This window comes from Crenobacter sp. CS_VA4 (genome assembly GCF_055597485.1).
This window is the reverse complement of record NZ_JBVMAE010000003.1, coordinates 1-26,124: the sequence shown is the minus strand read 5'-3', so window position 1 is coordinate 26,124 and position 26,124 is coordinate 1. Positions and strand designations below refer to the sequence as shown.

The following is a 26,124-nucleotide window of genomic DNA, read 5'->3' as shown; positions in this document are numbered from 1 at the left end:
TCATTGCGATGCTAGTGCTCGATAAACTGAAGATGAACCCGCAGCAGTTGGCCGAACGGCTCGGCCGCGCGCGGGTGCTGGTGGTCGGCGACGTGATGCTCGACCGTTACTGGTTCGGCGACGCGACCCGCATCTCGCCCGAGGCGCCGGTGCCGGTCGCCAAGATCGAGCGGATGGAGGAGCGTGCCGGTGGCGCCGCCAACGTGGCGCGCAATATCGCCAGCCTCGGCGGCCAGGCGACGCTGCTGTCGGTGACCGGCGACGACGAGGCGGCGACCGCGCTCGAGCGGCTGCTCGACGCCGACGGCATCGCCACCTCGTTCCGCCGCGATCCGGAGATCTCGACCACCATTAAATTGCGCGTGATCGCGCGCCAGCAGCAGCTGATCCGGCTCGACTTCGAGGACGCGCCGAGCCACGAGGTGCTGGCCGACAAGCTCGACGAGTACGCGGCGATCGTGCACGCGCACGACGTGGTGATCCTGTCCGACTACGGCAAGGGCGGCCTGGCCCACGTGGCGCGGATGGTCGAGCTGGCGCGCGCCGCCGGCAAGCCGGTGCTGATCGACCCGAAGGGCGACGACTACGCCAAGTACGCCGGCGCGACGCTCTTGACGCCGAACCGCAGCGAGTTCCGTCAGGTGGCGGGTCGCTGGAAGGACGACGCCGACCTGAACGCCCGCGCCGAAGCGCTGCGCGCCGAGCTGAACCTCGACGCGCTGCTGGTGACGCGCAGCGAGGAGGGCATGACGCTGTTCCGCGCCGACGGCGTGGTGCACGAGCCGACCCAGGCGCGCGAGGTGTTCGACGTGTCCGGCGCCGGCGACACGGTGATAGGCACGCTCGGCCTCGCGCTCGCCGCCGGTTTCGAGCTGCCGCAGGCGATGAGCCTGGCGAACGCCGCCGCCGGCGTCGTGGTCGGCAAGCTCGGCACCGCGGTGTGCCGCCAGGCCGAGCTGTTCGCCGTCTGATCGACCGATTAAAGAGGAAACGCATGGAACGCAGCTGGCAAAACGAGGTGCTCGACTTCTGGTTCGGCGGCCACGACCTGGCGGCGCTGTCGGAGCCGCAGCACAGCTGGTTCGCCAAGGACGAGGCGTTCGACGCCGAGCTGCGCCGCCGTTTCCTCGGCCTGTGGCAGAGCGCGCGCGCCGGCCAGCTCGACGACGATGTCGACAGCGCGCGTGGCGCGCTGGCGCTCGCGGTCGTGCTCGACCAGTTCCCGCGCAATCTGTTTCGCGGCAGCGCCGACGCGTTCGCGACCGACGCGGCGGCGCGACAGCTCGCCCGCGAGGCGATCGCCAACCGCTGGGACGTCGCCCTGCCGCCGGTGGCGCGCTGGTTCTTCTACCTGCCCCTCGAGCACAGCGAGGAGCTGGCCGACCAGGAGGAATCGCTGCGCGTCCACGCCGCGCTGCCGGACGACAGCCCGGACCGCGACTCGACGCTCGACTACGCGCGGCGCCACCACGCCATCGTCGTCCGTTTCGGCCGCTTCCCGCACCGCAACGCGGTGCTGGGGCGCGACTCCACCCCGGAAGAACAAGAGTTTCTGACGCAGCCGGGCTCGTCGTTCTGAGCCGGCTGCGGCCAACCTGAGGATTTCACCATGACCATCGTCGTTACCGGCGCCGCCGGCTTCATCGGCTCCAACCTGGTCCGCGCGCTGAACGCACGCGGCGAGACCGACATCATCGCCGTCGACAACCTGACCAGCGGCGACAAGTTCAAGAATCTGGTCGACTGCGAGATCTCGCACTATCTCGACAAGCACGACTTCATCGAGCGCGTGGTCGGCGGTGAGCTGGAAGGCGAGATCTCCGCGATCCTGCACCAGGGCGCGTGTTCCGACACGATGAACCACGACGGCAAGTACATGCTGGACAACAACTACCAGTACACCTTGGCGCTGTTCGATTTCTGCCAGGAAGAGGAAATCCCCTTCCTGTACGCGTCGAGCGCCGCGGTGTACGGCGGTGGCACGGTGTTCAAGGAATCGCGCGAGTTCGAGGGCCCGCTGAACGTGTACGGCTACTCGAAGTTCCTGTTCGACCAGATACTGCGCCAGCGCATGGAAGAGGGCCTGACCGCGCAGGTCGCCGGTTTCCGTTACTTCAACGTCTACGGCCCGCGCGAGCAGCACAAGGGCCGGATGGCGTCGGTGGCGTTCCACAACTACAACCAGTACCGCGAGACCGGCAAGGTCAAGCTGTTCGGCGGCTGGGACGGTTGGCCGAACGGCGGCCAGAGCCGCGACTTCGTGTCGGTCGACGACGTGGTGCGGGTCAACATGCACTTCCTCGACCACCCGGAGAAGAGCGGCATCTTCAACCTCGGCTCCGGCCGCGCGCAGCCGTTCAACGACGTGGCGGTCGCCACCGTCAACGCCTGCCGCCGCCACGAGGGCCTGCCTGCGCTGTCGCTGGACGAACTGGTCGCGCAGGGGATACTCGAGTACACCGAGTTCCCGGACGCGCTGAAGGGCAAGTACCAGAGCTTCACGCAGGCCGACATCGGCAAGCTGCGCGAAGTCGGCTACAACGCGCCGTTCCTGACTGTGCAGCAGGGGGTCGATCGTTACGTCGACTGGCTGTCCGCGCGCTAAGCGTCACCGACAAAGTCCTCCCGGCGTTGTTGCCCTGCCTTGCCGTACTACTTGTACTGTCTGTGGCAGGGCGCCTAGCCGGGATCGCTTCGCAGGACTTTGTCGGCGACGCTGCGTTTTAAGAGGATCGGCCCGGCCGAACGTAAACGCCCGCCACGATCGTGGCGGGCGTTGTCGTTTGGAAGGCGAGCAGGCCGGCTGCCGGGAAGGGGCGCGAACGCCCCTACTGGCCGCGGGGGCGAATTTGCGGCGCGGCGGCGTATAATGGCCCGATCATTTGGAAAGGTTTTCGCATGGCGCTGCCCACCTTCAACTACCTGGAAGACTTCGTCGGCCGTACCCCGCTGGTCAGGCTCAAACGCCTGCCGGGCCACACTACCAATACCGTGCTGGTGAAGCTGGAAGGCAACAACCCGGGCGGTTCGGTGAAGGACCGGCCGGCGCTGTCGATGATCCGCCACGCCGAGGCGCGCGGCCGGATCAAGCCGGGAGACACTCTGATCGAGCCGACCAGTGGTAATACCGGTATCGGCCTCGCGATGGCGGCGACGATGATGGGCTACAAGCTGATCCTGGTCATGCCGGAGAACTCCAGCGCCGAGCGGGTGCTGACGATGCGCGCCTACGGCGCCGACGTGGTGCTGACCACGGCGGCGCTGTCGATGCCCGGTTCGATCGACGAGGCGCGCCGCATGGAGGCGGCCGGTCAGGGCGTGATCCTCGACCAGTTCGCCAACCCGGACAACCCGCTCGCGCACTACGAGAGCACCGGCCCGGAAATCTGGCAGGACACCGCCGGCACCATCACCCACTTCGTCTCCAGCATGGGCACTACCGGCACCATCATGGGCACCAGTCGTTTCCTGAAGGAGATGAATCCGGCGGTCGAGATCGTCGGCGTGCAGCCGGAGCCGGGCAGCCAGATCCCCGGCATCCGCAAGTGGGAAGACGAGTACCTGCCGAGCATCTGCGACTTCAGTGCCATCGACCGGCTCGAACACGTGTCGCAGGCCGAGGCCGAGCACACCGCGCGGCGGCTGGCGCGCGAGGAGGGCATCCTCGCCGGCCCGTCGTCCGGCGGTGCGCTGGCGGTGGCGCTGAAGCTGTCGGCGCAGCTAGAAAATGCGGTGATCGTGACTATCGTCTGCGACCGCGGCGACCGTTACCTGTCGACCGGGGTGTTCGGCTAAGCGCCGTTCTACCCGGTTCCAAATGCGTTCGGCCAACCTTCAAGGTTGGCCGAACGCATTTGGGGAGGGCTCAGCGCGGCAGCGGCAGCTGCACCGCGTTCAGCGGCTGGCCGCTGTCGGCGCGTTCGACCCAGCCGACCAGCGTCAGCGCACCGCCGTCGGTCGGGCGGGCGAAGTGGGCGCTGGCGTGTAGCGCGCCGCCGCGGTCGGCCAACCACGGCCCCTGCCAGGCGCGTACCACATGCTGATGCTGCAAGGTGACGCCGGCGTTTTCGCCGGCCTTGACCCGGCTGACCAGGCCGTCCTGCGCCAGCGCCAAGCGCAGCTGTTGGCCGGGCTGCAGGCCGCCGGCGTCGAGGCTGGCGTCGATCGCGCCGCCGGCGACACTGGCGCTGAGCTTGAGCGTCGGCGCCTTGGTGCCGGTCTCGGCCAACCGTTCGCGCAGCGCGCCGTCGCGGCGCCAGTCGCCGAACTCGTGGCCGTTGGCGAACACGCCCGGCGTATAGACGAAGCCCTTGCCGTTCGCGGCGGCGAGCCGGTGCTGGCGCGCCTCGAACGCCGGCTGGGCGAAGCGGTCGCGCCAGCCCAGGCTGTCCCAGTAAGGCACGTGCAGCGCCAGCGGGATTACCCGCGGGCCGAAGCGGCCCAGCGTCGCGAGCCAGGCGTCGGCCGGCGGGCAGCTGTTGCAGCCCTCCGAGCTGTACAACTCGACCAACAGCGCCGGCGGGCTGGGGCTGGTCGCGCTGAGCTCGGCGGCGTGACTGGCGATTGGCCAGGCTGTCAGGCCGAGCAGGAACAGGGTGCGCATCGATAGTCTCCCGATAAGGTTGGCCGAGTTCGGATGCTGGTTGGTCGTGGCAAGGTTCCGAATCTGACAGTGCTCGGGCTACAATCGCCGCTGCGAAAGTTTCCGAGGCGGGTCATGGCCCAATACGCGTTTACCCCGGCCGTCAGCGACGGCGTAATGTCCCCGAATAGCTGGTACCAGGCTGCGTCCCGGCAAGATGGCTTCATCCACGACGAGGCGCAGGCGGAGGCGATCGGCCGGCTCGATACGCTGTGGCGCGAGCTGGTCGAGTTCAAGAAGAAGCGCAACCGTCTCCTCGGCCGCAGCCTGCTGAAACCCGAGGTGCCGCGCGGCCTGTATATGTGGGGCGGCGTCGGTCGCGGCAAGAGCTTCCTGATGGACGCGTTCTACGGCTGCCTGCCGTACAAGCGCAAGCGCCGCGTGCACTTCCACGCCTTCATGGCCGAAGTGCACAACCGCCTGCGGACCTTTCATCATCAGCCCGACCCGCTGATCGCCTTGGCCGAACAGTTGGCCCGCGAACTGCGGGTGCTGTGTTTCGACGAATTCCACGTCAGCGACATCGCCGACGCGATGATCCTCGGCCGGCTGTTCGAGTCGCTGTTTGCGCGCGGCGTGGTGGTGGTAGCGACGTCCAATTATCCGCCGGACGAGCTGTACCCGAACGGCCTGCAGCGCCACAACTTCCTGCCGGCGATCGCCATGCTCAAGGCCAACCTGACCGTGCTCAACGTCGACGGCGGCCAGGACTATCGTCTGCGCGAGCTGACCCGCGAACCGCTGTTCCTGGTACCGGCCGGCGAAGCGGCCGACGCGCAGCTGACGGCGCTGTTCCAGCGCCTGACCGCCGGCGCCACGCCGCTCTCGCCGGCGATCGAGGTGCTCGGCCGCACCATCGCCACCCGCGCGCACGCGCCGGGGGTGATCTGGTTCGACTTCGCGGCGATCTGCGGCGGCCCGCGTGCGCAGACCGACTACCTGGAGATCGCCCGCGAGTACCACACCGTACTGGTGTCCGACATCCCGAAGCTGCCGGCGAGCCAGGCCAACGAGGCGCGCCGCTTCACCTGGCTGGTCGACGTGTTCTACGACCACCGCGTCAAACTGATCGCGTCGAGCGAGGTGGTCGCCGACGACATCTACACCGAGGGGGTGCAGTCGAACGAGTTCTTCCGCACCGCCAGCCGGTTGACCGAGATGCAGTCGTCGAGCTATCTGGCGCTGCCGCATCTGGGCGACGAGTTCCAACTGGTGCCGAGCCAGGACGTGGTCACAGGTTAAGCTTGGCCGAACCGGCTTGATCGACGCCGCCCAAGCAAACGGCCCCGCTTGCGGGGCCGTTGTTTATGATGCAGCGCTTACTTGCCGAGCGGCTGCAGCAGCGGCTGGTAGCCGAGCCCCTTCAGCGTGGCGATCGCCTCGTCCGCCTCGGCGCGGCTGCGATACGGGCCGACGGTGACCCGGGTCTCGGTGTGCGCCTCGATGCCCTTCTCCTTCAGCGCTTTCACCAGCTTCTCGGCGTTCTCGGTGCTGTTGAACAGGCCCAGCTGCAGCTGGTAGCCGAACGAGCTGCCCTCCGGCTTGGCCGCGGCGGCGGCCGGCGCGACCGGTTTGCTCGGCGCCACCGGGGCGCTGGCGATCGGCAGCACCTTCTTCTGCACCACTACGACCGGCGGCGGGGGGCTCGGCTGCTGCTTGACCGGCGGCGCCGATGGCGGGGGAGCTAGCTGTGCCGGGCCGACCGCCGCCAGCGCCGGCGTGCGGCCGGTGTCGGGCGAGGAGGGCAGGCCGGGCGAGGCCTGTGGTGGGCTCTTGGGCGGCGCGGTCAGCGCCGCCGGCGCGCTCGCCACCGGCGGCGGGCTCGACAGCACGCTGCTCGCCTCGAGCTTCTCGATCACATTGCCGGAGGCGTCCTTGTTGACGATCTTGCCGCTGCTGGTCTGCGGCGAGCCGGTGGTAGTCTCGACCTTGGAGCGGTGGCTGGACAAGAGCGCGGCGGCACCCAGTGCGGCGATGACCACGCCGCCGGCGATCGCGAGACGCTTCTTGATGCGCTTGTCGGTGGGGTCGGCGGGTCGGCGGAAAGGGGCTTTTTTGGGCGGGGTCATTGCTTATATTTTGTTCAGCATCGCCTTGAAAAGGCTGCTAAAATGCCGGGTTCCTTAACGAATTACAACGTCAGCTGGCTGACTGTTTCAAACAGTGTAGCCAGTTGTTCTGCATATTGGGAGAGTAATATGGCAATCGAACGCACCCTGTCCATCATCAAGCCGGACGCTGTCGCTAAAAACGTGATCGGCAAGATCTACGACCGCTTCGAATCGAACGGTCTGAAAGTGATCGCCGCACGCATGAAGCAGCTGACCCGCGCCGAAGCCGAAGGCTTCTACGCCGTGCACAAAGAGCGTCCGTTCTTCAACGACCTGGTGACCTTCATGATCTCCGGTCCGGTGATGGTGCAAGCGCTCGAAGGCGAAAACGCCGTGCTGAAGCACCGCGATCTGATGGGCGCCACCGACCCGAAGAAGGCTGAAGCCGGCACCATCCGCGCCGACTTTGCCGACTCGATCGACGCCAACGCCGTACACGGCTCGGACAGCCTGGAGAACGCCGCGAACGAAATCGCCTACTTCTTCGACGCTGCCGACCTCTGCTCGCGCTAAGCATCGGTTCCAGACGGGCGGCCCCGGCCGCCCGGTTTCTGCTGTTTCCCCGATTACTGCCATGAAAACCAACCTGCTCGACTTCAACCTGGCGCAACTGACCGACCACTTTGCCGCGATGGGCGAAAAGCCATTCCGCGCCAAACAGGTGATGCGCTGGATGCACCAGATGGGCGAGTCCGACTTCGACGCGATGACCGATCTGGCCAAGAGCCTGCGCGCCAAGCTGATCGAGTCGGCCGAAGTGCGCGTGCCGTCGTTGATGACCGGGCAGGACAGCAGTGATGGCACCCGCAAGTGGCTGCTCGACGTCGGCACCGGCAACGGTGTCGAGACCGTGTTCATCCCCGATAACGAACGCGGCACCTTGTGCGTGTCATCCCAGGTCGGCTGTGCGCTGGAGTGCACCTTCTGCTCCACCGGCCGCCAGGGTTTCAACCGGAATCTGACCACCGCCGAGATCATCGGCCAGCTGTGGTGGGCCAATAAGGCGATGGGCGTCACCCCGAAGAACGAGCGGGTGATCTCCAACGTGGTGATGATGGGCATGGGCGAGCCGCTCGCCAACTTCGACAACGTGGTCAGCGCCTTGCAGATCATGCTCGACGACCACGCCTACGGGCTGAGCCGCCGCCGCGTCACCGTGTCGACCTCGGGCCTGGTGCCGCAGATGGACCGGCTGCGCGACGCCTGTCCGGTGGCGCTGGCGGTGTCCTTGCACGCCTCGAACGACACGATCCGCGATGAGATCGTGCCGATCAACAAGAAATACCCGCTGAAGGAGCTGATGGCGGCCTGCCGGCGCTATCTGGAAAAGGCCCCGCGCGACTTCGTGACGTTTGAATACGTGATGCTTGACGGTGTCAACGACAGACAGGAACATGCACGGCAATTGATAGAGCTCGTCAAGGACGTGCCGTGCAAGTTCAACCTGATCCCGTTCAATCCATTTCCGAACTCGGGCTACGGCCGCTCCAGCAACAACGCGATCCACGCCTTCCGCTCGATCCTGCAGGAAGCGGGCTTCGTGGTGACGGTGCGCAAGACCCGCGGCGACGACATCGACGCGGCCTGTGGTCAGTTGGCCGGGCAGGTGCAGGACAAAACACGCCGACAGGCCAAGTGGCAGCAGATCGTCGAGCAGCGCGAGCATTGAGCCGGCGCTGGCCGGGCCTGCTGGCGTGCCTTGCCGCGGCTGTGTTCAGCGGCGCCGTGCTGGCGGCGGCTTCGTCGCGTGATCTCGCGCAGATTCGTACCCAGCTCGCCATCGAATACACCCGGGTCGGCAATCTGAAGGTCGCGCTCGATTCGGCCAACGAGGCGATCGCCGCCGACCCAAGCTATATGCCCGGTCATCTGATGCGGGCCAACGTGCTACAACTGTTGAAAGTGGATGGCGAGGCCGAGCAGAGCTTCAAGCGTGCGCTGACTCTGGAGCCCGCCAACCCCGAGGCCAACAACAATTACGGCTGGTTCCTCTGCCAGCGCGGCCGGGTCGACGAGTCGCTCGGCTACTTCAACCGGGCGCTGGCCGACCCGCTGTACGATTCGCCGCAGACCGCCCGCCTCAACCTGGGCGTCTGCCTGGCCAGGCTCGGCCGCAAGGCCGAAGCCAACGATCAGTTTCTGGCCGCTTTGCAGGTGGCCCCGAACTTTCCCGGGGCGCTGAAGGAGCTGGCCCGCTTTTATCTGGAGCAGGGTAACGGCAAGCTGGCGGGGTTCTACTTCGACCGGTTGACCCGCACCGGAGCGCCGCTGTCGGCCGACGAGCTGATGCTGGGTGTCGCGATTGCCCGCCTGAACGGCGAGCGCAACCGCGAGCAGCAGTTCGCCGGCCAGCTCAAGTCCCGTTTTCCCGACTCCAGGGAAACCCAACAGCTGTTAAGTGGACTTTAAAACGATGGAACACACCGAAACACCAATAACAACGCCGGAACCGAACGGTGTCGGTGCCCGTCTCAAGGCAGCACGGGAGGCGGCAGGGTTGAGCCTGGGAGACGTGGCGGATCGTCTGAAGCTGTCGATTCGTCAGCTGGAAGCGCTCGAGAGCGATAACTTCGATGCCTTGCCGGGGCCGGCCTTCGTGCGCGGCTTCGTGCGCAACTACGCGCGCTTTCTCGCTATCGACAGCGCGCCGCTGATGGCGGCGCTCGAGTCCCGCGTGCCGTCGGTAGCCAAGGTGGTCGAGAACTTCGCCCATGAAACCGAGCCGGCCCCGGGCGAGGCCGAGCCGGCGCGCCGCCGCGGCCCGCTGGTGGCCGTCGGCTTGGTGGTGGTAGTGGGACTGGTGGCAGCTGGCTGGTGGTGGAGCAAGTCGAACGCCGAAAAACCCGCCAGCAATGCCGAGCTCGCGCCGATGATGGCCGATCAGGCGTCGGCACCGGCTGCACAGGCGGCATCGGTTCCGGTCGCAGTGGCTTCGGCGCCGAGCGCCGTGCCGGCACCGGCGGCCAAGCCCGCGGCACCGGTTGTCGCGCCAGCTGTCGCGGCACAGGCAGCGGCCAGTGCGCCGGCCGCGCAACCGGCCGGCAACGGCGAAGTCCGGCTGAAGGTGAGCGGTGACGCGTGGATTTCGGTGGTCGACGCGACCGGCAAGAAGCTGGTGTACCAAACGCTGTCCGCCGGCACCGACAAGAGCGTCAGCGGCACGCCGCCGTTTGCGGTGCGCATCGGTAACGCTCCGGCCGTCGAGCTGTCGTACAACGGTCAGCCGGTGGATCTGAAGCACAAGACGCACGGCACCACGGCCAACGTGAAACTCAAGTAAACCAACGAGCAGGTGGTGAGCGAGTAATGGATAGCGACAAGTTGATTCGCCGCGCGACGCGCCAGGTGATGATCGGCCACGTGCAGGTCGGCTCCGGTGCGCCGGTGATGGTGCAGTCGATGACCAACACCGATACGGCGGACGCCGCCGCGACCGCCGCGCAGGTGAAGGAGCTGGCCGACGCCGGTTCCGAAGTGGTGCGCATTACCGTCAACAGCCCGGAAGCCGCCGCCGCGGTGGCGGAAATCCGCCAGCGTCTCGACGATCTGGGCTGCGATACTCCCTTGGTCGGCGACTTTCACTTCAACGGCGATCGGCTGCTGCGCGACTACCCGTCGGCCGCCAAGGCGCTGGCGAAATACCGGATCAACCCGGGCAACGTCGGCCGCGGCGCCAAGCGGGACGACAAGTTCGGTTTCATGATCGAGCAGGCGATCGCCCACGACAAGCCGGTGCGGATCGGCGTCAACTGGGGCAGCCTCGACCAGGAGCTGGCCGCCCGGCTGATGGACGCCAACAACCGTTCGGCCAAGCCCTTGCCGCCGGCGGCGATCATGCGCGAGGCGCTGATCGTGTCGGCGCTGGAGTCGGCCGACAAGGCGATGGAGCTGGGACTGTCGGCCGACAAGATCATCCTGTCGTGCAAGGTCAGCCACGTGCAGGACCTGATCGCGGTGTACCGCGACCTGGGCGGCCGTTGCGATTTCCCGTTGCACCTGGGGTTGACCGAGGCCGGCATGGGCTCGAAGGGCATCGTCGCGTCGACCGCGGCGCTGTCGGTGCTGCTGCAGGAAGGCATCGGCGACACCATCCGCATCTCGCTGACACCGGCCCCGGGCGAGTCGCGCACCAGGGAGATCATCGTCGCGCAGGAAATCCTGCAGACGATGGGCCTCCGGAGCTTCACCCCGCTGGTCACCGCCTGTCCGGGTTGCGGTCGCACCACCAGCACCTTCTTCCAGGAACTGGCCGACGGCATCCAGACCTACCTGCGAGAGCAGATGCCGGTGTGGCGGCTGCAGTACCCCGGCGTCGAAGACCTGAACGTGGCGGTGATGGGCTGCGTGGTGAACGGTCCGGGCGAGAGCAAGCTCGCGGATATCGGCATCAGCCTGCCGGGCACCGGCGAAGTGCCGGTCGCGCCGGTGTACGTGGACGGTGAGAAAACCGTCACCCTGAAGGGCGATCACATCGCGGACGAATTCATGGCGATCGTCGACGACTATGTGCGGACGCGTTACAGCGAGGGCGGCGCCAAGCGCCGCGAAGCCGTGGCACGGACCATTCCGATCAAGCCGCTGGCTTGATTCGGCCAACGTTTAGCAGTTTGGGATAAAGAAGCACTAATGGCACAGAAAATCCAGGCGGTTCGCGGCATGAACGATGTGCTGCCGGCCGAATCGCACCAGTGGGAGTATTTCGAGTCGGTCCTGCGTCAACTCCTGGCCGATTACGGTTATCAGAACATCCGCACCCCGATCGTCGAATCGACGCCGCTGTTCGTGCGCTCGATCGGCGCGGTCACCGACATCGTCGAGAAGGAGATGTACACCTTCACCGACAGCCTGAACGGCGACAGCCTGACGCTGCGTCCGGAAGGCACCGCCGGGACGCTGCGTGCGGTGGTCGAGCACAACCTGCTCTACAACGCCACCCAGAAGCTGTGGTACATGGGCCCGATGTTCCGCCACGAACGGCCGCAGAAAGGCCGCTACCGCCAGTTCCACCAGATCGGCATCGAGGCGCTCGGCTTTGCCGGCCCGGACATTGACGCGGAAATCCTCCTGATGACCGCCGACCTGTGGAAGCGGCTCGACATCGACCAGTACGTGCAGCTTGAGATCAACACGCTCGGCAACAAGGAAGAACGTGCCGCGCACCGCGAAGCGCTGATCAAGCACCTGGAAGCCAACGTCGAGATCCTCGACGAGGACGGCAAGCGCCGTATGTACACCAACCCGCTGCGCGTGCTCGACACCAAGAACCCGGCGCTGCAGGAAATGGCCAATAGCGCGCCGCGCCTGTTCGACTACCTCGGCGCCGAATCGCGAGCCCATTACGAGGGCTGGAAGGCGATGGCCGAGGCGATCGGCATCCGCTACCTGGAAAATCCGCGCCTGGTGCGCGGTCTCGACTACTACAACCAGTCGGTGTTCGAGTGGGTCACCACCGAACTCGGTGCGCAGGGCACCGTCTGTGCGGGCGGCCGTTACGACGGCCTGGTCGAGCAGCTCGGCGGCAAGCCGGCGCCGGGCATCGGCTTCGGCATCGGCATGGAGCGGGTGCTGTTGCTGCTGCAGGAAAAACACCTGCTACCGGCGCAGCGCTCGGTCGACGTCTACCTGGTGCAGCAGGGCGACGGCGCCCCGCTGTACGCGATGAAACTGGCCAAGCAGTTGCGCGAAGCCGGTTACTCGGTGGTCCAGCATATGGGCGAGGGCAGCTTCAAGTCGCAGATGAAGAAGGCCGACGGTAGCGGCGCCCGCTACGCCGTGATCGTCGGTGAAAACGAGATCGCGTCGGGTCAGGCAACGCTCAAGCCGTTGCGTGGCGACGTCGCGCAGCAAACCGTTACGTTGGCCGAACTGGTCGCGTCGCTCGGTCGCCTCGACCGCCAAGGGGAATAAGGCATGGCTTTCGATTTGCAGGAACAGGAACAGATCGACGAACTGAAGGCGTTCTGGGGCACGTGGGGCAAGTGGATTGCCGGCGTGGTGCTGGCCAGTGCGGTCGGCTACTCGGGCTTCGTCGGCTGGAAGCACTACCAGCAGAACCAGGCGGAAAAGGCCGCGGTGCTGTACGGTCAGCTCGAGCAGGCGGCCCAGCAGGGCGATCTGGCCAAGCTGAAGCCGGTGCAGGCGGCGCTCGCCGCCGACTACTCGTCGACCGCCTACGCGACGCGCGGCGCGCTGTTGGCCGCCCGTGTGGCGTTCGACAAGAACGACCTGGCCACCGCCAAGACCCAGCTCAAGTGGGTGGCCGATACCAGCAAGGAACCGGGCGTGAAGGCGGTGGCGCAGTTGCGTTACGCCAGCGTGCTGCTGGACGAGAAGCGCTACGACGCAGCGATCGCCGAGCTGGAAGGCGAGCACGCCGCCTCGTTCGACGCGCTGTTCCTCGATCTGAAGGGCGACGTCTACCAGGCCAAGGGCGACGCCAAGGCGGCCCGCGAGGCGTATAAGACGGCGCTGGCCAAGCTGGTCGGCGAGTCGCCGAACCGCCAGCTGATCCAGACCAAACTCGACGCGCTGGGAGCCTGATGATGCGAATGAAGCTACTGGCCACGGCCATCCTCTCTTCCGTCCTGCTCGGCGGCTGCGCCAGCTGGTTCGGCGGCGACCAGGTCAACGCGCCGACGCCGCTGCACGACATCAAGGTCGAGCAGAAGCTTTCGGTGAAGTGGGCCCAAGACATCGGCGATACCAGCCGCGGCGGTTTCACCCCGCTGTACCGCAACGGCAATGTGATCGTCGCCAACGCTGACGGCACGATCCGCGTGCTCGACGCGCTGAGCGGTCGTACCAGCTCGCGCTGGGACCTGAAAAAGACTGCGCTGACCAGCGGCATCGCCGCCGACGATGGCTCGGTCTACGTCGGCACCGGCGACGGCTCGCTGCTGGCGATCGATCGCAGCAACGGCAAGGTGCGCTGGCGCCAGACGCTGACCAGCATCGCGCTGGAAGCGCCGCAGCTGGTCGGCCAGGTGCTGGTGGTGCGCACCAACGACGGTCGCCTGACCGGCTTTGACGTGCAGGACGGCAAGCAGCTGTGGTCGGTGGCGAAGTCGCTGCCGCAGCTGATCGTGCGCAACACCGCCTCGCTGACCGCGGTCGGCAACGAGGCGCTGCTGTCCGGCCAGGCCGGCGGTCGCCTGCAGGCACTGCGCCCGGCGACCGGCGACGTGCTGTGGGACGTGGCGGTGGCCAACCCGCGCGGCGCCTCCGAGCTGGAACGCGTCACCGACGTGGTCAGCCGTCCGGTGTTCGACCACGGCCAGATCTGCGCCGCCGCCTACCAGGGCCGGGTCGCCTGCTTCGACGCGCGCAGCGGCAACATGATGTGGGCGCGCGAGCTGTCGTCGAGCCAGGGTCTGGCGGTCGATGCCAACCGGCTCTACGTCACCGCCGACGACGGTACGGTCTGGGCGTTCGACCGCGGCACCGGCCGCAATCTGTGGAAGCTCGACGACCTGAAATTCCGCACCGTGTCCGGCCCGGCGGTGCTCGGCAACACCGTGCTGGTGGTCGACGGTGAGGGCTACGCTCACCTGATCAACGGCGATGACGGTCGCCTGATCGGTCGCCAGAAGGTCGGCACCGATGCGCTGACCGCACAACCTGTTTCGCTCGGCGACACCGTGCTGCTGCAAGGCAGCAGCGGTCGCCTGGCACTCGTTTCTTTGGGATAAGCTGTAAGTAATGAAACCCACTATTGCCTTGGTCGGACGACCGAACGTCGGTAAGTCGACCCTCTTCAACCGCCTGACCCGCAGCCGCGATGCGCTGGTGGCGGATCAGCCCGGCCTGACCCGCGACCGTCACTACGGTCACGGCCGGGTCGGCAGCAAGCCGTACCTGGTGGTCGACACCGGTGGCTTCGAGCCGGTGGTCGACGAGGGCATCCTGTTCGAGATGGCCAAGCAGACCCTGCAGGCGGTCGACGAGGCGGACGCGATCATCTTCCTGGTCGACGGCCGCAACGGCGTCACCCCGCAGGACAAGATCATCGCCAACCGGCTGCGCCAGAGCGGCCGGCCGGTGTTCCTGGCGGTCAACAAGGCCGAGGGGATGAACCGGGCGATCGCCGCGGCCGAGTTCTACGAACTGGGTCTCGGCGATCCGCTGGCGATCTCCGCCGCACACGGCGACGGCGTCCGCGACCTGGTGGAGTTGGCGCTCGAGCCGTTCCCGGAAGAGGACAACGAGGAGAAGGTCAAGCACCCGAAGTTCGCGGTGATCGGCCGGCCGAACGTCGGCAAGTCGACGCTGGTCAACGCCATCCTCGGCGAAGAGCGGGTGATCGCCTTCGACCATCCGGGCACCACCCGCGACAGCATCTATATCGACTTCGAACGCGAAGGCCATCCGTACACCATCATCGATACCGCCGGCGTGCGTCGCCGCGCCAAGGTCGACGAGGCGATCGAAAAGTTCTCGGTGGTGAAAACCATGCAGGCGATCGAGGACGCCAACGTCGTCGTGCTGGTGCTCGACGCGCAGCAGGACGTCGCCGACCAGGACGCGACCATCGCCGGTTTCGCGCTGGAAGCGGGACGCGCGCTGGTCGTGGCGGTCAACAAGTGGGACAATCTCGATCAGGCGCAGAAGGACAAGGTCAAACACGACATCGCCCGCAAGCTGGGATTCCTGGAATTTGCCAAGTTCCATCAAATCTCGGCGCTGCAGGGGCGCGGCGTGACCGACCTGTTCAAGTCGATCGACGAGGCGTACCAGGCGGCGATGGCGAAGCTGGCCACGCCGAGGCTGACCCGGGTGCTGGAGACCGCGGTCGAGCGCCAGGCGCCACCGCGTAACGGGATGATGCGGCCGAAGCTGCGCTATGCGCACCAGGGCGGCATGAACCCGCCGATCATCGTGATTCACGGCAATTCGCTTAACGCGATTCCGGAAAGTTATACCCGCTATCTGGAACATACGTTCCGGAAAGCGTTCAACCTGCAAGGCACGCCATTACGGGTGCAGTACAAGACCAGCGAAAACCCGTTCCACCAGGAGCGGAATCCGCGCCCGGGCGACCGCCCGGGAGCGCGGCGCGGCAAAAAATAGTCCGGCAACTTTTTTTCTGCTACAACTAAGCGAGCAGGCCGGTCGATAACAATTTTTATTTAAAATCACCTATTCGGAGATTAACGAATGAGTTCCAAAGGGCAAATGTTACAAGACCCGTTTCTGAACACGCTGCGCAAAGAACATGTGCCGGTGTCGATCTATCTGGTGAACGGTATCAAGCTGCAGGGGCAGATCGAGTCGTTCGACCAATACGTGGTTCTGCTGAAAAACACCGTCACCCAGATGGTTTACAAACACGCGATCTCCACCGTTGTGCCTGCTCGCCCGGTCAGCATCCCGCATGACCATGTCGTGCAAAAGCCGGAACAGCAAGACGCCTGATACTGCGTCTAACCGGCTGATGCCCGCGAAACGGTTGTTTCGCGGGCATCAGCCTTCCTTTTTTCTCCGCCCGGTAATTTCAGGTGTTTGATCGTCCTGACATAGGTGACAAGGCCATCCTGGTCTGCCTCGACTTCGGTGAGCCGGACTTCCGCGACGGCGTCGACGAGTGCGCCGACCTGGTACGCAGTGCCGGCGTCGACGTGGCCGACATCGTCGAAGGCAAACGCAGCCGTCCCGACCCCGCGCTGTTTGCCGGCAAGGGCAAGGTCGAGGAGATTGCCGCCGTCGTTAGCGCCACCTCGGCCAACGTGGTGGTGTTCAACCATGCGCTGTCGCCGGCGCAGGAGCGCAACCTCGAACGCCAGTTGCAGTGCCGGGTGATCGACCGTCGCAGCCTGATCCTCGATATCTTCGCGCAGCGCGCGCGCAGTCACGAGGGCAAGCTGCAGGTGGAGCTGGCTCAGTTGTCGCACCTCGCTACCCGGCTGGTGCGCGGCTGGACCCACTTGGAGCGGCAGAAGGGTGGTATCGGTCTGCGCGGCCCGGGTGAAACCCAGTTGGAGACCGACCGTCGTTTGCTCGGTAAGCGCGTCAAGATGCTCAAGGACCGTCTGGCGACGGTGCAGAAGCAGCGCACCACGCAGCGCAAGGGGCGCAGCCGGGCCGGGGTAGTGTCGGCGTCGATCGTCGGCTACACCAACGCCGGCAAGTCGACGCTGTTTAACAGCCTGACCAAGGCGCGCGCCTACACGGCCGACCAGCTGTTCGCCACGCTCGATACCACCAGCCGCAAGCTGTACCTGAACGAATCGGCGTCGGTGGTGCTGTCGGACACGGTCGGCTTCATTCGTGATCTGCCTCATACCTTGGTGGCGGCGTTCCGTGCCACGCTCGAGGAGACCGTACAGGCCGACTTCCTGCTGCACGTGGTCGATTCGGCCAACCAGGCCCGCGACCGGCAGGTCGAGGAGGTCAATCTGGTACTCGGCGAGATCGGTGCGGAAGGCATTCCGCAGCTGCTGGTCTGGAACAAAACCGACCTGAAAGGCCTGCCGCCGGCGATCGAGCGCGACGCCAATGGCGTGGCGATCGGCGTGCGGGTTTCTGCTCTGACCGGCGAAGGCTTGGAACTCTTGCGGGAAGCGTTGGCCGAACGTGTGCAAGCCCTTCAAACCGAATATCTGAAAGAAGAACACAACAACAATGTCGCAGTATGATCCGAATAGGGGACGCCGGAATAATGACGGACCGCCGGACCTCGATGAGCTGTTTCGCCGCCTGAACCAGAAACTGGCCCGCCTTCTGGGCGCCAAGCCGGCGGGTGGTGGCGTTCCCGAACCCGATAGCAAGCTGGCCCTCAAGGGCGGTGCCCTGACCGTTGTCGGCGTGCTGGCCGCGATTTGGCTGGCCAGCGGCCTCTATGTGGTCGACGCGCGCGAGGAGGGGGTGGTGCTGCGGCTGGGCAGCTACAACCGCACCACCGAGTCCGGTCTGCAGTGGCATATTCCGTACCCGTTCGAGAAGGTCGAGATTGTCAACCAGACCGAAGTGCGCAGCATCGAGATCGGCTATCGCAGCAGTGCCAAGAACCGGGTGCCGGAAGAGTCGTTGATGCTGACCCAGGATCAGAACATCATCGACGTGCAGCTGTCGGTGCAGTACGACGTCACCGACCCGAAGGCATTCTTGTTCAACAACGCGGCCAACGACCGCGACGCCAAGGATATCGTCAAGCAGGTGGCCGAAACCGCGATCCGCGAGGAGGTGGGCCGCAGCAAGGTCGACTTCGTGCTGAACGAAGGCCGTGCCCAGCTTGCCGCCAACACCCAGAAGCTGATGCAGGGCATTCTCGATCGTTACGGCATGGGAGTGCGCATCGCCAAGGTCAACATCAACGACGTGCAACCGCCGGAGCAGGTGATTGCCGCATTCGACGATGCGATCAAGGCCGGCCAGGACAAGGACAAGCTACGCAACGAGGGCCTGGCCTACGCTAACGAGGTGATTCCGAAGGCCAAGGGCCTGGCGGCACGCCTGCTGGAAGAGGCGCAGGGCTACCGGCAGAAGGTGGTGGCCAACGCCGAGGGTGATGCGTCGCGCTTCAAACAAGTGTTGCCCGAATACAACAAAGCACCGAAGGTCACCCGTGACCGGCTCTACTTCGACATGATGCAACAGATCATGAACAGCACCACCAAGGTCGTCGTCGACCAGAAAGGTGGCAATAACCTGCTCTACCTGCCGCTCGACAAGCTGATCCAGGCGACCAATCCGGGCGCAACGCTGCCGGCGGCGCCGGCGACCCAGCCGGACGCCGCTGCGCAACAGCCAACACCGAGCGCGCCTGCCGCTTCGGCCAACTCGTCCCGTGGAGGGGGCCGTGAGGTCACCCGCGGCCGCGACTTCGGGGGGCAGTGAGCATGGATAAACTGATCCCAACACTCGTCGCGATCATCGGCGCCGCCTTGGTCGCCAGCCTGTCGTTGTTCACCGTCGACCAGCGCCAGTTCGCGCTACTGTTTCAGTTCGGTGAAGTCGTCAGCGTGATCAAGGAGCCAGGTATCCATTTCAAGGTGCCGCTGCTGCAGAACGTGCGCTATTTTGACCGTCGTATCCAGACGATCGATGCCGAAGCGCCGGAGCTGTTCAATACCCGCGAGAAGAAGAACGTGCTGGTCGACAGCTACGTGAAATGGCGCGTGGTCAACGTCGAGCAGTTCTACAAGAGCGTCGGCGGCAACGAGCAGGCGGCCGTGTCGCGGCTGCGCCAGACCATCAACGACGGCCTGCGTGCCGAGTTCGGCAAGAAGACCGTCGCCGACGTGATTTCCGGCCAGCGCGACCAGGTGATGGACGTGGTGCGCAAGCGTGCCGACGCCGATGCGCGCAAGATCGGCGTGGAAATTCTCGATGTCCGCTTAAAGCGCGTCGATTTTCCGGATAAAATTAGCTCTTCGGTGTACGACCGCATGCAGTCCGAGCGGCGCACCGTCGCCAGTCAGCTGCGCAGTGAAGGTTCGGCCGATGCCGAGCGGATCCGCGCCGACGCCGACCGCCAGCGCGAGGTGATCCTCGCCGAGGCGTACAAAGAGGCGCAGCAGCTGAAGGGCGAGGGCGATGGTAAGGCGGCGGGGATCTACTCCGATGCCTACGGCAAGAACCCGGAGTTCTACGCCTTCTGGCGCAGCATGGACGCGTACAAGCAGTCCTTCAAGAACAAGAGCGACGTGCTCGTGCTTGAACCGACCTCGGAGTTCTTCAAATACTTCAAGAACCCGCAGCTCGGAGCGAGCAAGGGCAAGTAACAATCCGACATGAATGCGCTGGCCGGGTCTCCGGCCAGTTTGCTGATGACAAGGCGGGAGCCTCTCCCGCCTTTAGCTTGTGTGGCTATCGACAATGCGTAATTGGCTGTTACCCGAACATATCGCTGACATTCTGCCCGCCACCGCGCGCCAGGTAGAAACGGCCAAGGCCGCGATGCTGGAGCAGTTCCGCACCAGCGGCTACGAACTGGTGTCTCCGCCGCTGCTGGAGTACATCGACTCGCTGATGGCCGAGAGCGATCCCGGTCTGGCGCTGAAGACCTTCCGCGTGGTCGACCAACTGTCTGGTCGCCAGCTCGGCGTACGCGCCGACATCACGCCGCAGGTGGCGCGCATCGATGCGCATCTGCTCGCCGAGCGCACCGGGGTGACCCGGTTGTGCTACGCCGGCAGCGTGCTGCACGCCCGCCCCAGCGGCCTGATGAGCTCGCGCGAGCCGTTGCAGATCGGCGCCGAGCTGTACGGCTACGCCGGCACCGAAGCCGACCTGGAAATCGTCGAACTGATGCTGGCGGCGCTGCGCCTGGTCAAGGTCGACGGCGTGCGCCTCGACCTCGGTCACATCGCGATCTTCCGCGGCCTGGCCGCCGCCGCCGGCCTGCCGGCACCGGCGGCGCGCGAGCTGCTCGACGTGCTGCAGACCAAGGACATCGCGACCATCCGCGAGCTGGTGGCCGACGTGGCCGAGCCGTTCAAGAGCGCCTTCCTGGTGCTGCCGGAGCTGTACGGCCGCGGCGAGGTGCTCGACAAGGCGCGCACCAAGCTGCCGTCGCTGCCGGAGATCGAGCTGGGCCTGATGCAGCTCGCGGCGGTCGGCCGCGCGCTGGAGGGCTCGCTCGATGTCAGCTACGACCTGGCCGAACTGCGTGGCGACAGCTACCACACCGGCCTGATGTTCGCCGCGTACGCGCCGGGCTGGTCCGAGGCGATCGCTCGCGGCGGCCGCTACGACAACGTCGGCCGAAGTTTCGGCCGCGCCCGTCCGGCCACCGGTTTCAGCCTGGACTTGCGCGACCTGATCCGCATCCTGCCGCAGCGCCACCACGAACTGGCGATTCGCGTCGCCGCCCGGCTGTTGCCGGATGCCCGTGCCGAGATCGACGCGCTGCGTCGCCGTGGCGATGTGGTCATCATCGACTACCTGGGCGAGTCCGCCCAAGCCCTCAATTGCGACCGCGAACTGGTGCGGACCGCCGAGGGCTGGCAGGTGGTTTCGTTCAACTGATTTGAATTCTGACGCAAGAGGTTTTACCAAAATGTCCAAGAACGTTGTCGTGATCGGTACCCAGTGGGGTGATGAAGGCAAAGGCAAGATCGTTGACTGGCTGACCGATCACGCCAAGGGCGTGGTGCGCTTCCAGGGTGGCCACAACGCGGGCCACACCCTGGTGGTCGGCGGCAAGAAGACCGTGCTGCACCTGATCCCGTCGGGCATCCTGCGTGAAGGCGTGGACTGCTTCATCGGTAGCGGCGTGGTGTTGTCGCCGGAAGCGCTGCTGAAGGAAATCGACGAACTGGAAGCCGCCGGCATTGACGTCGCCAGCCGCTTGCTGATCGCCGAGACCTGCCCGCTGATCCTGCCGTACCACGTGGCACTGGATCAGGCCCGCGAAGCGGCCAAGGGCGCCGGCAAGATCGGCACCACCGGTCGCGGCATCGGCCCGGCCTACGAAGACAAGATCGCCCGCCGTGCACTGCGCGTGATCGACCTGTTCGACCGCGAACGCTTCGCCACCAAGCTGCAGGAAAACCTCGCGCTGTACAACTTCCAGCTGACCGAGTTCTTCAAGGTCGCGCCGGTGTCGTTCGACGAGGTGTTCGAGGCGGCGATGCAGATGGCCGAACGGATCAAGCCGATGGTCGGCGACGTGTCGCGCACCCTGTACGAGATGAACAAGCGCAGCGAAAAGCTGCTGTTCGAAGGCGCGCAGGGCACGCTGCTCGACATCGACCACGGCACCTACCCGTACGTGACCTCGTCCAACTGCGTGGCCGGCGCGGCCGCTCCGGGCGCCGGTGTGGCGCCGCAGATGCTCAACTACGTGCTCGGCATCGTGAAGGCGTACACCACCCGCGTCGGCTCGGGCCCGTTCCCGACCGAGCTGTTCGACGACGTCGGCGCCGGCCTCGGTGAGCGCGGTAGCGAATTCGGCGCGACCACCGGCCGTGCCCGTCGCTGTGGCTGGTTCGACGCCGCCGCGCTGAAGCGCTCGATCCAGATCAACGGCGTGTCCGGCATGTGCGTCACCAAGCTCGACGTGATGGACGGCATGGACGAGATCAAGCTGTGCGTGGGCTACAAGCTCGACGGCAAGTCCGTCGACATCCTGCCGTTCGGTTCCGAAGCCGTCGCCGGCTGCGAACCGGTGTACGAAACCATGCCGGGCTGGACCGACAGCACCTTCGGCGTGAAGCGCTACGAAGAACTGCCGGCCGCCGCCAAGGCGTACCTGAAGCGCATCGAGGAAATCTGCGAGGCGCCGGTCGACATGATCTCGACCGGTCCGGACCGCGAAGAGACCATCGTGCTGCGCCATCCGTTCGGCGGCTGATTCCACGCGTATCGATGTTAAAGCGGGCGCCCCTCTGGGCGCCCGTTTTGTTTTGAGGTTTAGCTGGGTTTAGCTGGCGGGTGCGTCGCTGCAGCCGCGCTTCGGCCAACCTTGGCGCCGGCCTTGCCGGGTTGCGGGTAACCGTCATTCAGCGTCTTCAGGAAGGCGAGCATATCGTCGATGTCGTGGGCGCTGAACGCCGGCTTGTCACCCGGATGTTGGCCGAACGGCGCCTCCCTATTGATGTTCTTCCGGTAGCGCGCCGGCAGGTCGTCGAACTGGTCGGCCTTGCCGTCGGCACCGCGCGGATACCAGCGCTCCGGTCGGCTGTCGCGCTCGGCGTAGAACTCGAGCACCTGGCGCAGGCTGTGGAAGGCCCCGTTGTGGAAGAAGCTCTGCCGGGTCGCGACGTTGCGCAGCGACGGGGTGCGGAACAGCCCGCAGTACTCGGGCTTGTCCTTCAGGTCGGTGCGTAGCGGGCCGCACAGCCCCAGGTCGTGGTAGGTCGGGTCGGCGTTGACGGCCAGCTTGCCGTTGCGCGGCACGCCGAGCGCGATATGGCCGAAGTCGCTGAACGCCGGGAACGCACCTTCCGGGGTGATCTCGCTCAGGTGGCAGGAGGCGCAGTTGCCCTTCTTCGGGTCGTTGAACACCGCCAGGCCGCGCCTTTCCTGGCGGCTCAGCTTCACCTGGCCGCGTAGATAGGCGTCGTATTTGCTGTTGTAGGGGTAGAACTCGGCCGGGGTCTCCTGGAACACCTCGAGCGCCATCAGCGCCTTGGCGAAGGCGCGCTCGGTATTGGCGAACACCGTGTCGCCGAACGCCCTGCGGAATTCGGCCGCGTACGGCGCCTGTTTCAGCTTGGCGACCACCTCGGCCGGCGAGTGGTTGGCCATCTCGTTCGGCGCCAGCAGCGGGATGCGCGCCTGATCGTGCGCCGAGCTGGCGCGGCCGTCCCAGGTGCGCCCGCCGGTTGGGCCGGCGTCGACGCTGTCGTCGCCGTCGTTGTCGAAGAAGTGCTCGGAAAAGGGCGGAACATTCTGCTGGTAGCGCAGCGACGGAACCGCGCGGCCACCTTGAGCCAGGCCGTTCGGGCCGCCCAACTGGACGTCCAACTTGTTCGGCGGTCCGTAGGCATGTTCCGGGCTGTGGCAGCTGGCGCAGGCCAGCTGCCCCGAAGCGGACAAGGAGCGGTCGAAGAACAGCTGGCGCCCCAGCGCGGCCAGCTCGGCGACCGGAGGGCGTTTGTCGTCCGGTGCGTAGGCGGCGTTCTGGTAAGCGGGAGCCTTGACCGGGGCGGCGGCCTGCTGGCTGACGGCCTTGTCGCTGCAGGCCGTAGCCAGCAGCAGACTCAGCGCCAGCATGGCGTGAAGTGGCCGGAGCGAGTCAGCCGGAAGTAGGGGTTTCGACAGCATGGTCAGCCCTGCGCGCAATGAGAAGGCGGGCAGTCTAGCCGGACCGGATGACTGGCGAATTACAAAAGCATTGCCAGTTCCCGTTTAGCTGGCCGCATGTCATATAAGCCTCATCGCCGCGTAACATCCCATCAACATAATGCGCGCATTTCCCAACCACCGGGCTTTTCCGATGAAACGCGCTTTCTGTCTCTTGCCTCTCGCCGCCGCCATGGCGGCGGCACTGGGCGGCTGTTCCAGCAGTGATTCCGCCAACTCCGCCACGGGTCCAAGCACCAGCGGGGTGGTGACCGGCAGTTACTTCCGCCACGCCAAGGTCTGCCTCGACCAGAACAACAACGGTCGTTGCGATGCCAACGAGCCGAGCACCTACACCGACAGCAACGGAGCCTACACCCTGACCGGCCAGGGCGCGGTTGTGGTGGAGGTCGGCACCGACGCGACCCGCTACGATCCGGACAAGAAAACCGAAACTGCGATCACAGCACCGCTGGTGTTCCGTGCCCCGGCCGGCGCCGGTCAGGTCATCAGCGCGCTGTCGACTGAACTGGTTGCGCTGATGGACGCCAACGGGGGCGACCTTGCCGCCGCCAAGAACACCCTGGCGCAACGCCTAGGCGTGAGTGCCGACAAGCTGCTCGGCGACCACAATAAGGAAACCGATCCGAAGGCCAAGGCGGCGTTGCAGGCCGAGATCGACCAGGCGATCAGCCGCATCGCCGATGCGGTCGCCGAGGCCGGCAAGGACGGCGACATCGGCAAGGCGCTGGGCAGCCGGCTGGCGCTCGACCAGATCCAGAACGTGGTGGTGATCTACGCCGAAAACCGCGGCTTCGACAACCTGTTCGGCTTGTTCCCCGGTGCCAACGGCATCCCGGGAGTGAACCCGACGTCGACCGGCGGCTATGTGGCGCAGAAGGACTTCGACGACTCGACGTTGCCGGCGCTGCCGCCGACCTGGGGCGGGCTGACCGCGGCCGGTCAGAGCGTCACGTTGACCCAGGCGCAGACCACCGGCTTTGCCAACAAGCCGTTCCAGATCGACGACCCGAATGGCCTGAACGGCACCGGCGTGGTGGTGGGGCAGGGCGTCACCACCCGCGACCTGGTGCACCGCTTCTATAACAACCAGATGCAGATCAACGGCGGCAAGAACGACAAGTTCGCCGCCTACTCCGACGCCGGCGGCCTGGCGATGGGCTATTACGATGGCAGCAAGATGGCGATGTGGAAGATCGCCCAGCAATACACGCTGGCCGACAACTTCTTCATGGGCGCGTTCGGCGGCTCGTTCCTGAACCACCAGTACCTGATCTGCGCCTGTGCGCCGACCTACCCGAACGCCGACGCCAGCACTTCGCCGGCCAAGGGCCTGATCTCGGCGATTGACACCGACGCCAATGGCAACTTCGTGCGGCTGACCCCGGCGACCACCTCGCCGACGTCGGTACTGAACGGCAAGGCTGCCTATCTGCAGGACGGCGCGTTGACGCCGAAAGACGTGTCGGGGATGTCCTACGCGGTCAACACCATGCAGCCGCCCTACCAGCCGAGCGGCAACACCCCGGCCAGTAGTGATACCAGCGGTCAGTACGCCGACCCGAGCAAGGCGACCACGCTGCCGCCGCAGACCCAGACCACCATCGGCGATCTGCTGTCGGCCAAGGGCGTCAGCTGGGCCTGGTACGCGGGCGCCTGGAGCGCCTCGCTGACCAGCCGCAGCAATATCTACAACTTCACCCAGCCGAACTTCCAGGCCCACCACCAGCCGTTCAACTACTACGCCGGTTTCGACCCGGTCAGCCATGCTGCCGATCGCGCGGCACATCTGAAGGATTTCGACAGTCAGTTCCTGCAGGATGCCGCGGCCGGCAAACTGCCCGCGGTCGCCTTCTACAAGCCGCAGGGCAACCTCAACCAGCATCCGGGTTACGCCAACGTGTTCGACGGTGACGCGCACATCGCCGATGTGATCGCCAAACTGCAGGCCAGTCCGCAGTGGAAGAACATGCTGATCGTGGTGACCTACGATGAGAACGGCGGCTTCTGGGATCATGCGACGGTGCCGAAGGGCGACCAATGGGGCCCGGGTACCCGCATCCCGGCGATCATCATTTCGCCGTACGCGAAGAAGGGCTTCGTCGACAAGACTCAGTACGATACCGCGTCGATCCTGCGCTTTATCACCCGCCGCTATTCGTTGCCGGTGCTGCCGGGGCTGGTCTCGCGCGATGCAGCGCTGGTGGCCAACGGCTTGAAGCCGATGGGCGACCTGAGCGGCGCACTGGATTTTTCTCGGAAGAAGTAATGGACGTTCGGCCAACCCAGGGTTGGCCGAAAGGGGTCAGGACGGCTTAGGCCGTCCTTTTTTTATTGGGGAGAGGGTGCGCGGGTCGCGCGACAAAAGAAAAAGCGCAGCATAAAATGCTGCGCTTTTCAGTATGGTGCCCAGGAGAAGACTCGAACTTCCACAGTGTTGCCACCGCTAGGACCTGAACCTAGTGCGTCTACCAATTCCGCCACCTGGGCTAAAGCTTAAATTGTCGGTACTTCCAGCCGTTCTTGATCAAACGACCTTCAAAAACTTTGGTGCCCAGGAGAAGACTCGAACTTCCACAGTGTTGCCACCGCTAGGACCTGAACCTAGTGCGTCTACCAATTCCG

Annotated in this window: 24 protein-coding genes and 1 tRNA gene; 21 read left to right on the top strand and 4 right to left on the bottom strand. The window is 65.6% G+C overall.

The window, feature by feature from the left end; all coding sequences use genetic code 11:
• Window positions 1–8: 8 nt before the first annotated feature.
• The 4 genes from rfaE1 (at window position 9) to cysM (ending at window position 3,795) form a co-directional block, all read left to right on the top strand.
• Window positions 9–971, top strand: a complete 963-nt coding sequence (rfaE1, locus tag ACZ2IA_RS03540) for a D-glycero-beta-D-manno-heptose-7-phosphate kinase (RefSeq protein ID WP_470291192.1) — start codon at window positions 9–11, stop codon at window positions 969–971.
• A gap of 23 nt (window positions 972–994) precedes the next feature.
• Window positions 995–1,579, top strand: a complete 585-nt coding sequence (locus tag ACZ2IA_RS03535) for a DUF924 family protein (protein ID WP_470291191.1) — start codon at window positions 995–997, stop codon at window positions 1,577–1,579.
• 30 nt (window positions 1,580–1,609) lie between these two features.
• Window positions 1,610–2,605 (top strand): ADP-glyceromanno-heptose 6-epimerase, encoded by a 996-nt coding sequence (gene rfaD / locus ACZ2IA_RS03530; protein ID WP_470291190.1) that lies wholly within the window; start codon window positions 1,610–1,612, stop codon window positions 2,603–2,605.
• A 293-nt stretch (window positions 2,606–2,898) separates the two neighbouring features.
• Window positions 2,899–3,795: a cysteine synthase CysM gene (gene cysM / locus ACZ2IA_RS03525; protein ID WP_470291189.1), complete on the top strand. Its 897-nt coding sequence runs from the start codon at window positions 2,899–2,901 to the stop codon at window positions 3,793–3,795.
• Between the two features lie 70 nt (window positions 3,796–3,865).
• Here the strand turns inward: cysM and ACZ2IA_RS03520 are convergent, their stop codons facing one another.
• Window positions 3,866–4,603 (bottom strand): DUF1223 domain-containing protein, encoded by a 738-nt coding sequence (locus tag ACZ2IA_RS03520; protein ID WP_470291188.1) that lies wholly within the window; start codon window positions 4,601–4,603, stop codon window positions 3,866–3,868.
• A gap of 114 nt (window positions 4,604–4,717) precedes the next feature.
• Between ACZ2IA_RS03520 and zapE the strand changes: the two genes are divergently transcribed.
• Complete coding sequence (zapE, locus tag ACZ2IA_RS03515; RefSeq protein ID WP_470291187.1) at window positions 4,718–5,884, top strand: cell division protein ZapE; 1,167 nt, start codon at window positions 4,718–4,720, stop codon at window positions 5,882–5,884.
• A 77-nt stretch (window positions 5,885–5,961) separates the two neighbouring features.
• On the opposite strand, the gene ACZ2IA_RS03510 is transcribed toward zapE, so the two are convergent.
• Window positions 5,962–6,711 carry an SPOR domain-containing protein gene (locus tag ACZ2IA_RS03510; RefSeq protein WP_470291186.1) on the bottom strand — a complete coding sequence of 250 codons (750 nt, stop codon included), beginning with the start codon at window positions 6,709–6,711 and terminating at the stop codon, window positions 5,962–5,964.
• A 129-nt stretch (window positions 6,712–6,840) separates the two neighbouring features.
• Here ACZ2IA_RS03510 and ndk point away from each other — a divergent pair, with 129 nt between their 5' ends.
• The 15 genes from ndk to ACZ2IA_RS03435 all read left to right on the top strand — a co-directional run bounded on the left by ndk (window position 6,841) and on the right by ACZ2IA_RS03435 (window position 22,045).
• Entirely contained in the window at window positions 6,841–7,266 is a 426-nt protein-coding gene (ndk, locus tag ACZ2IA_RS03505; RefSeq protein WP_470291185.1) for a nucleoside-diphosphate kinase, read from the top strand.
• 61 nt (window positions 7,267–7,327) lie between these two features.
• Window positions 7,328–8,422, top strand: a complete 1,095-nt coding sequence (rlmN, locus tag ACZ2IA_RS03500; protein WP_470291184.1) for a dual-specificity RNA methyltransferase RlmN — start codon at window positions 7,328–7,330, stop codon at window positions 8,420–8,422.
• The gene (gene pilW, locus ACZ2IA_RS03495; protein WP_470291183.1) at window positions 8,419–9,162 is read left to right on the top strand and encodes a type IV pilus biogenesis/stability protein PilW; all 744 of its coding nucleotides are present in this window, start codon (window positions 8,419–8,421) and stop codon (window positions 9,160–9,162) included. Before rlmN ends, pilW begins: the two co-directional genes overlap by 4 nt.
• Window positions 9,163–9,166: 4 nt before the next feature.
• Window positions 9,167–10,033, top strand: a complete 867-nt coding sequence (locus ACZ2IA_RS03490; RefSeq protein ID WP_470291182.1) for a RodZ domain-containing protein — start codon at window positions 9,167–9,169, stop codon at window positions 10,031–10,033.
• Window positions 10,034–10,059: 26 nt separating this feature from the next.
• Window positions 10,060–11,340 (top strand): flavodoxin-dependent (E)-4-hydroxy-3-methylbut-2-enyl-diphosphate synthase, encoded by a 1,281-nt coding sequence (gene ispG, locus ACZ2IA_RS03485; protein WP_470291181.1) that lies wholly within the window; start codon window positions 10,060–10,062, stop codon window positions 11,338–11,340.
• 39 nt (window positions 11,341–11,379) lie between these two features.
• The gene (gene hisS / locus ACZ2IA_RS03480; protein WP_470291180.1) at window positions 11,380–12,660 is read left to right on the top strand and encodes a histidine--tRNA ligase; all 1,281 of its coding nucleotides are present in this window, start codon (window positions 11,380–11,382) and stop codon (window positions 12,658–12,660) included.
• 3 nt (window positions 12,661–12,663) lie between these two features.
• Complete coding sequence (locus tag ACZ2IA_RS03475) at window positions 12,664–13,293, top strand: YfgM family protein (RefSeq protein ID WP_470291179.1); 630 nt, start codon at window positions 12,664–12,666, stop codon at window positions 13,291–13,293.
• 8 nt (window positions 13,294–13,301) lie between these two features.
• Window positions 13,302–14,441, top strand: a complete 1,140-nt coding sequence (gene bamB, locus ACZ2IA_RS03470; protein WP_470291178.1) for an outer membrane protein assembly factor BamB — start codon at window positions 13,302–13,304, stop codon at window positions 14,439–14,441.
• A 10-nt stretch (window positions 14,442–14,451) separates the two neighbouring features.
• Window positions 14,452–15,819, top strand: a complete 1,368-nt coding sequence (gene der / locus ACZ2IA_RS03465; RefSeq protein WP_470291177.1) for a ribosome biogenesis GTPase Der — start codon at window positions 14,452–14,454, stop codon at window positions 15,817–15,819.
• Between the two features lie 87 nt (window positions 15,820–15,906).
• On the top strand, window positions 15,907–16,164 hold the full coding sequence (hfq, locus tag ACZ2IA_RS03460) for an RNA chaperone Hfq (RefSeq protein ID WP_470291176.1): 258 nt from the start codon (window positions 15,907–15,909) through the stop codon (window positions 16,162–16,164).
• 83 nt (window positions 16,165–16,247) lie between these two features.
• On the top strand, window positions 16,248–17,384 hold the full coding sequence (hflX, locus tag ACZ2IA_RS03455) for a ribosome rescue GTPase HflX (protein ID WP_470291175.1): 1,137 nt from the start codon (window positions 16,248–16,250) through the stop codon (window positions 17,382–17,384).
• Window positions 17,371–18,585, top strand: coding sequence for an FtsH protease activity modulator HflK (gene hflK / locus ACZ2IA_RS03450; protein WP_470291174.1), 1,215 nt, complete (start codon window positions 17,371–17,373; stop codon window positions 18,583–18,585). Before hflX ends, hflK begins: the two co-directional genes overlap by 14 nt.
• A 2-nt stretch (window positions 18,586–18,587) precedes the next feature.
• Window positions 18,588–19,472, top strand: a complete 885-nt coding sequence (gene hflC, locus ACZ2IA_RS03445; protein ID WP_470291173.1) for a protease modulator HflC — start codon at window positions 18,588–18,590, stop codon at window positions 19,470–19,472.
• Between the two features lie 94 nt (window positions 19,473–19,566).
• The gene (locus ACZ2IA_RS03440) at window positions 19,567–20,718 is read left to right on the top strand and encodes an ATP phosphoribosyltransferase regulatory subunit (RefSeq protein WP_470291172.1); all 1,152 of its coding nucleotides are present in this window, start codon (window positions 19,567–19,569) and stop codon (window positions 20,716–20,718) included.
• Between the two features lie 31 nt (window positions 20,719–20,749).
• Window positions 20,750–22,045, top strand: coding sequence for an adenylosuccinate synthase (locus ACZ2IA_RS03435; protein ID WP_470291171.1), 1,296 nt, complete (start codon window positions 20,750–20,752; stop codon window positions 22,043–22,045).
• Window positions 22,046–22,104: 59 nt separating this feature from the next.
• Here the strand turns inward: ACZ2IA_RS03435 and ACZ2IA_RS03430 are convergent, their stop codons facing one another.
• Window positions 22,105–23,409, bottom strand: a complete 1,305-nt coding sequence (locus ACZ2IA_RS03430; RefSeq protein WP_470291170.1) for a cytochrome-c peroxidase — start codon at window positions 23,407–23,409, stop codon at window positions 22,105–22,107.
• Window positions 23,410–23,632: 223 nt separating this feature from the next.
• Here ACZ2IA_RS03430 and acpA point away from each other — a divergent pair, with 223 nt between their 5' ends.
• Window positions 23,633–25,768 (top strand): acid phosphatase, encoded by a 2,136-nt coding sequence (acpA, locus tag ACZ2IA_RS03425; RefSeq protein ID WP_470291169.1) that lies wholly within the window; start codon window positions 23,633–23,635, stop codon window positions 25,766–25,768.
• Window positions 25,769–25,902: 134 nt separating this feature from the next.
• Here acpA and ACZ2IA_RS03420 read toward each other — a convergent pair.
• Window positions 25,903–25,989, bottom strand: a tRNA-Leu gene (locus ACZ2IA_RS03420).
• Window positions 25,990–26,124 lie beyond the last annotated feature (135 nt).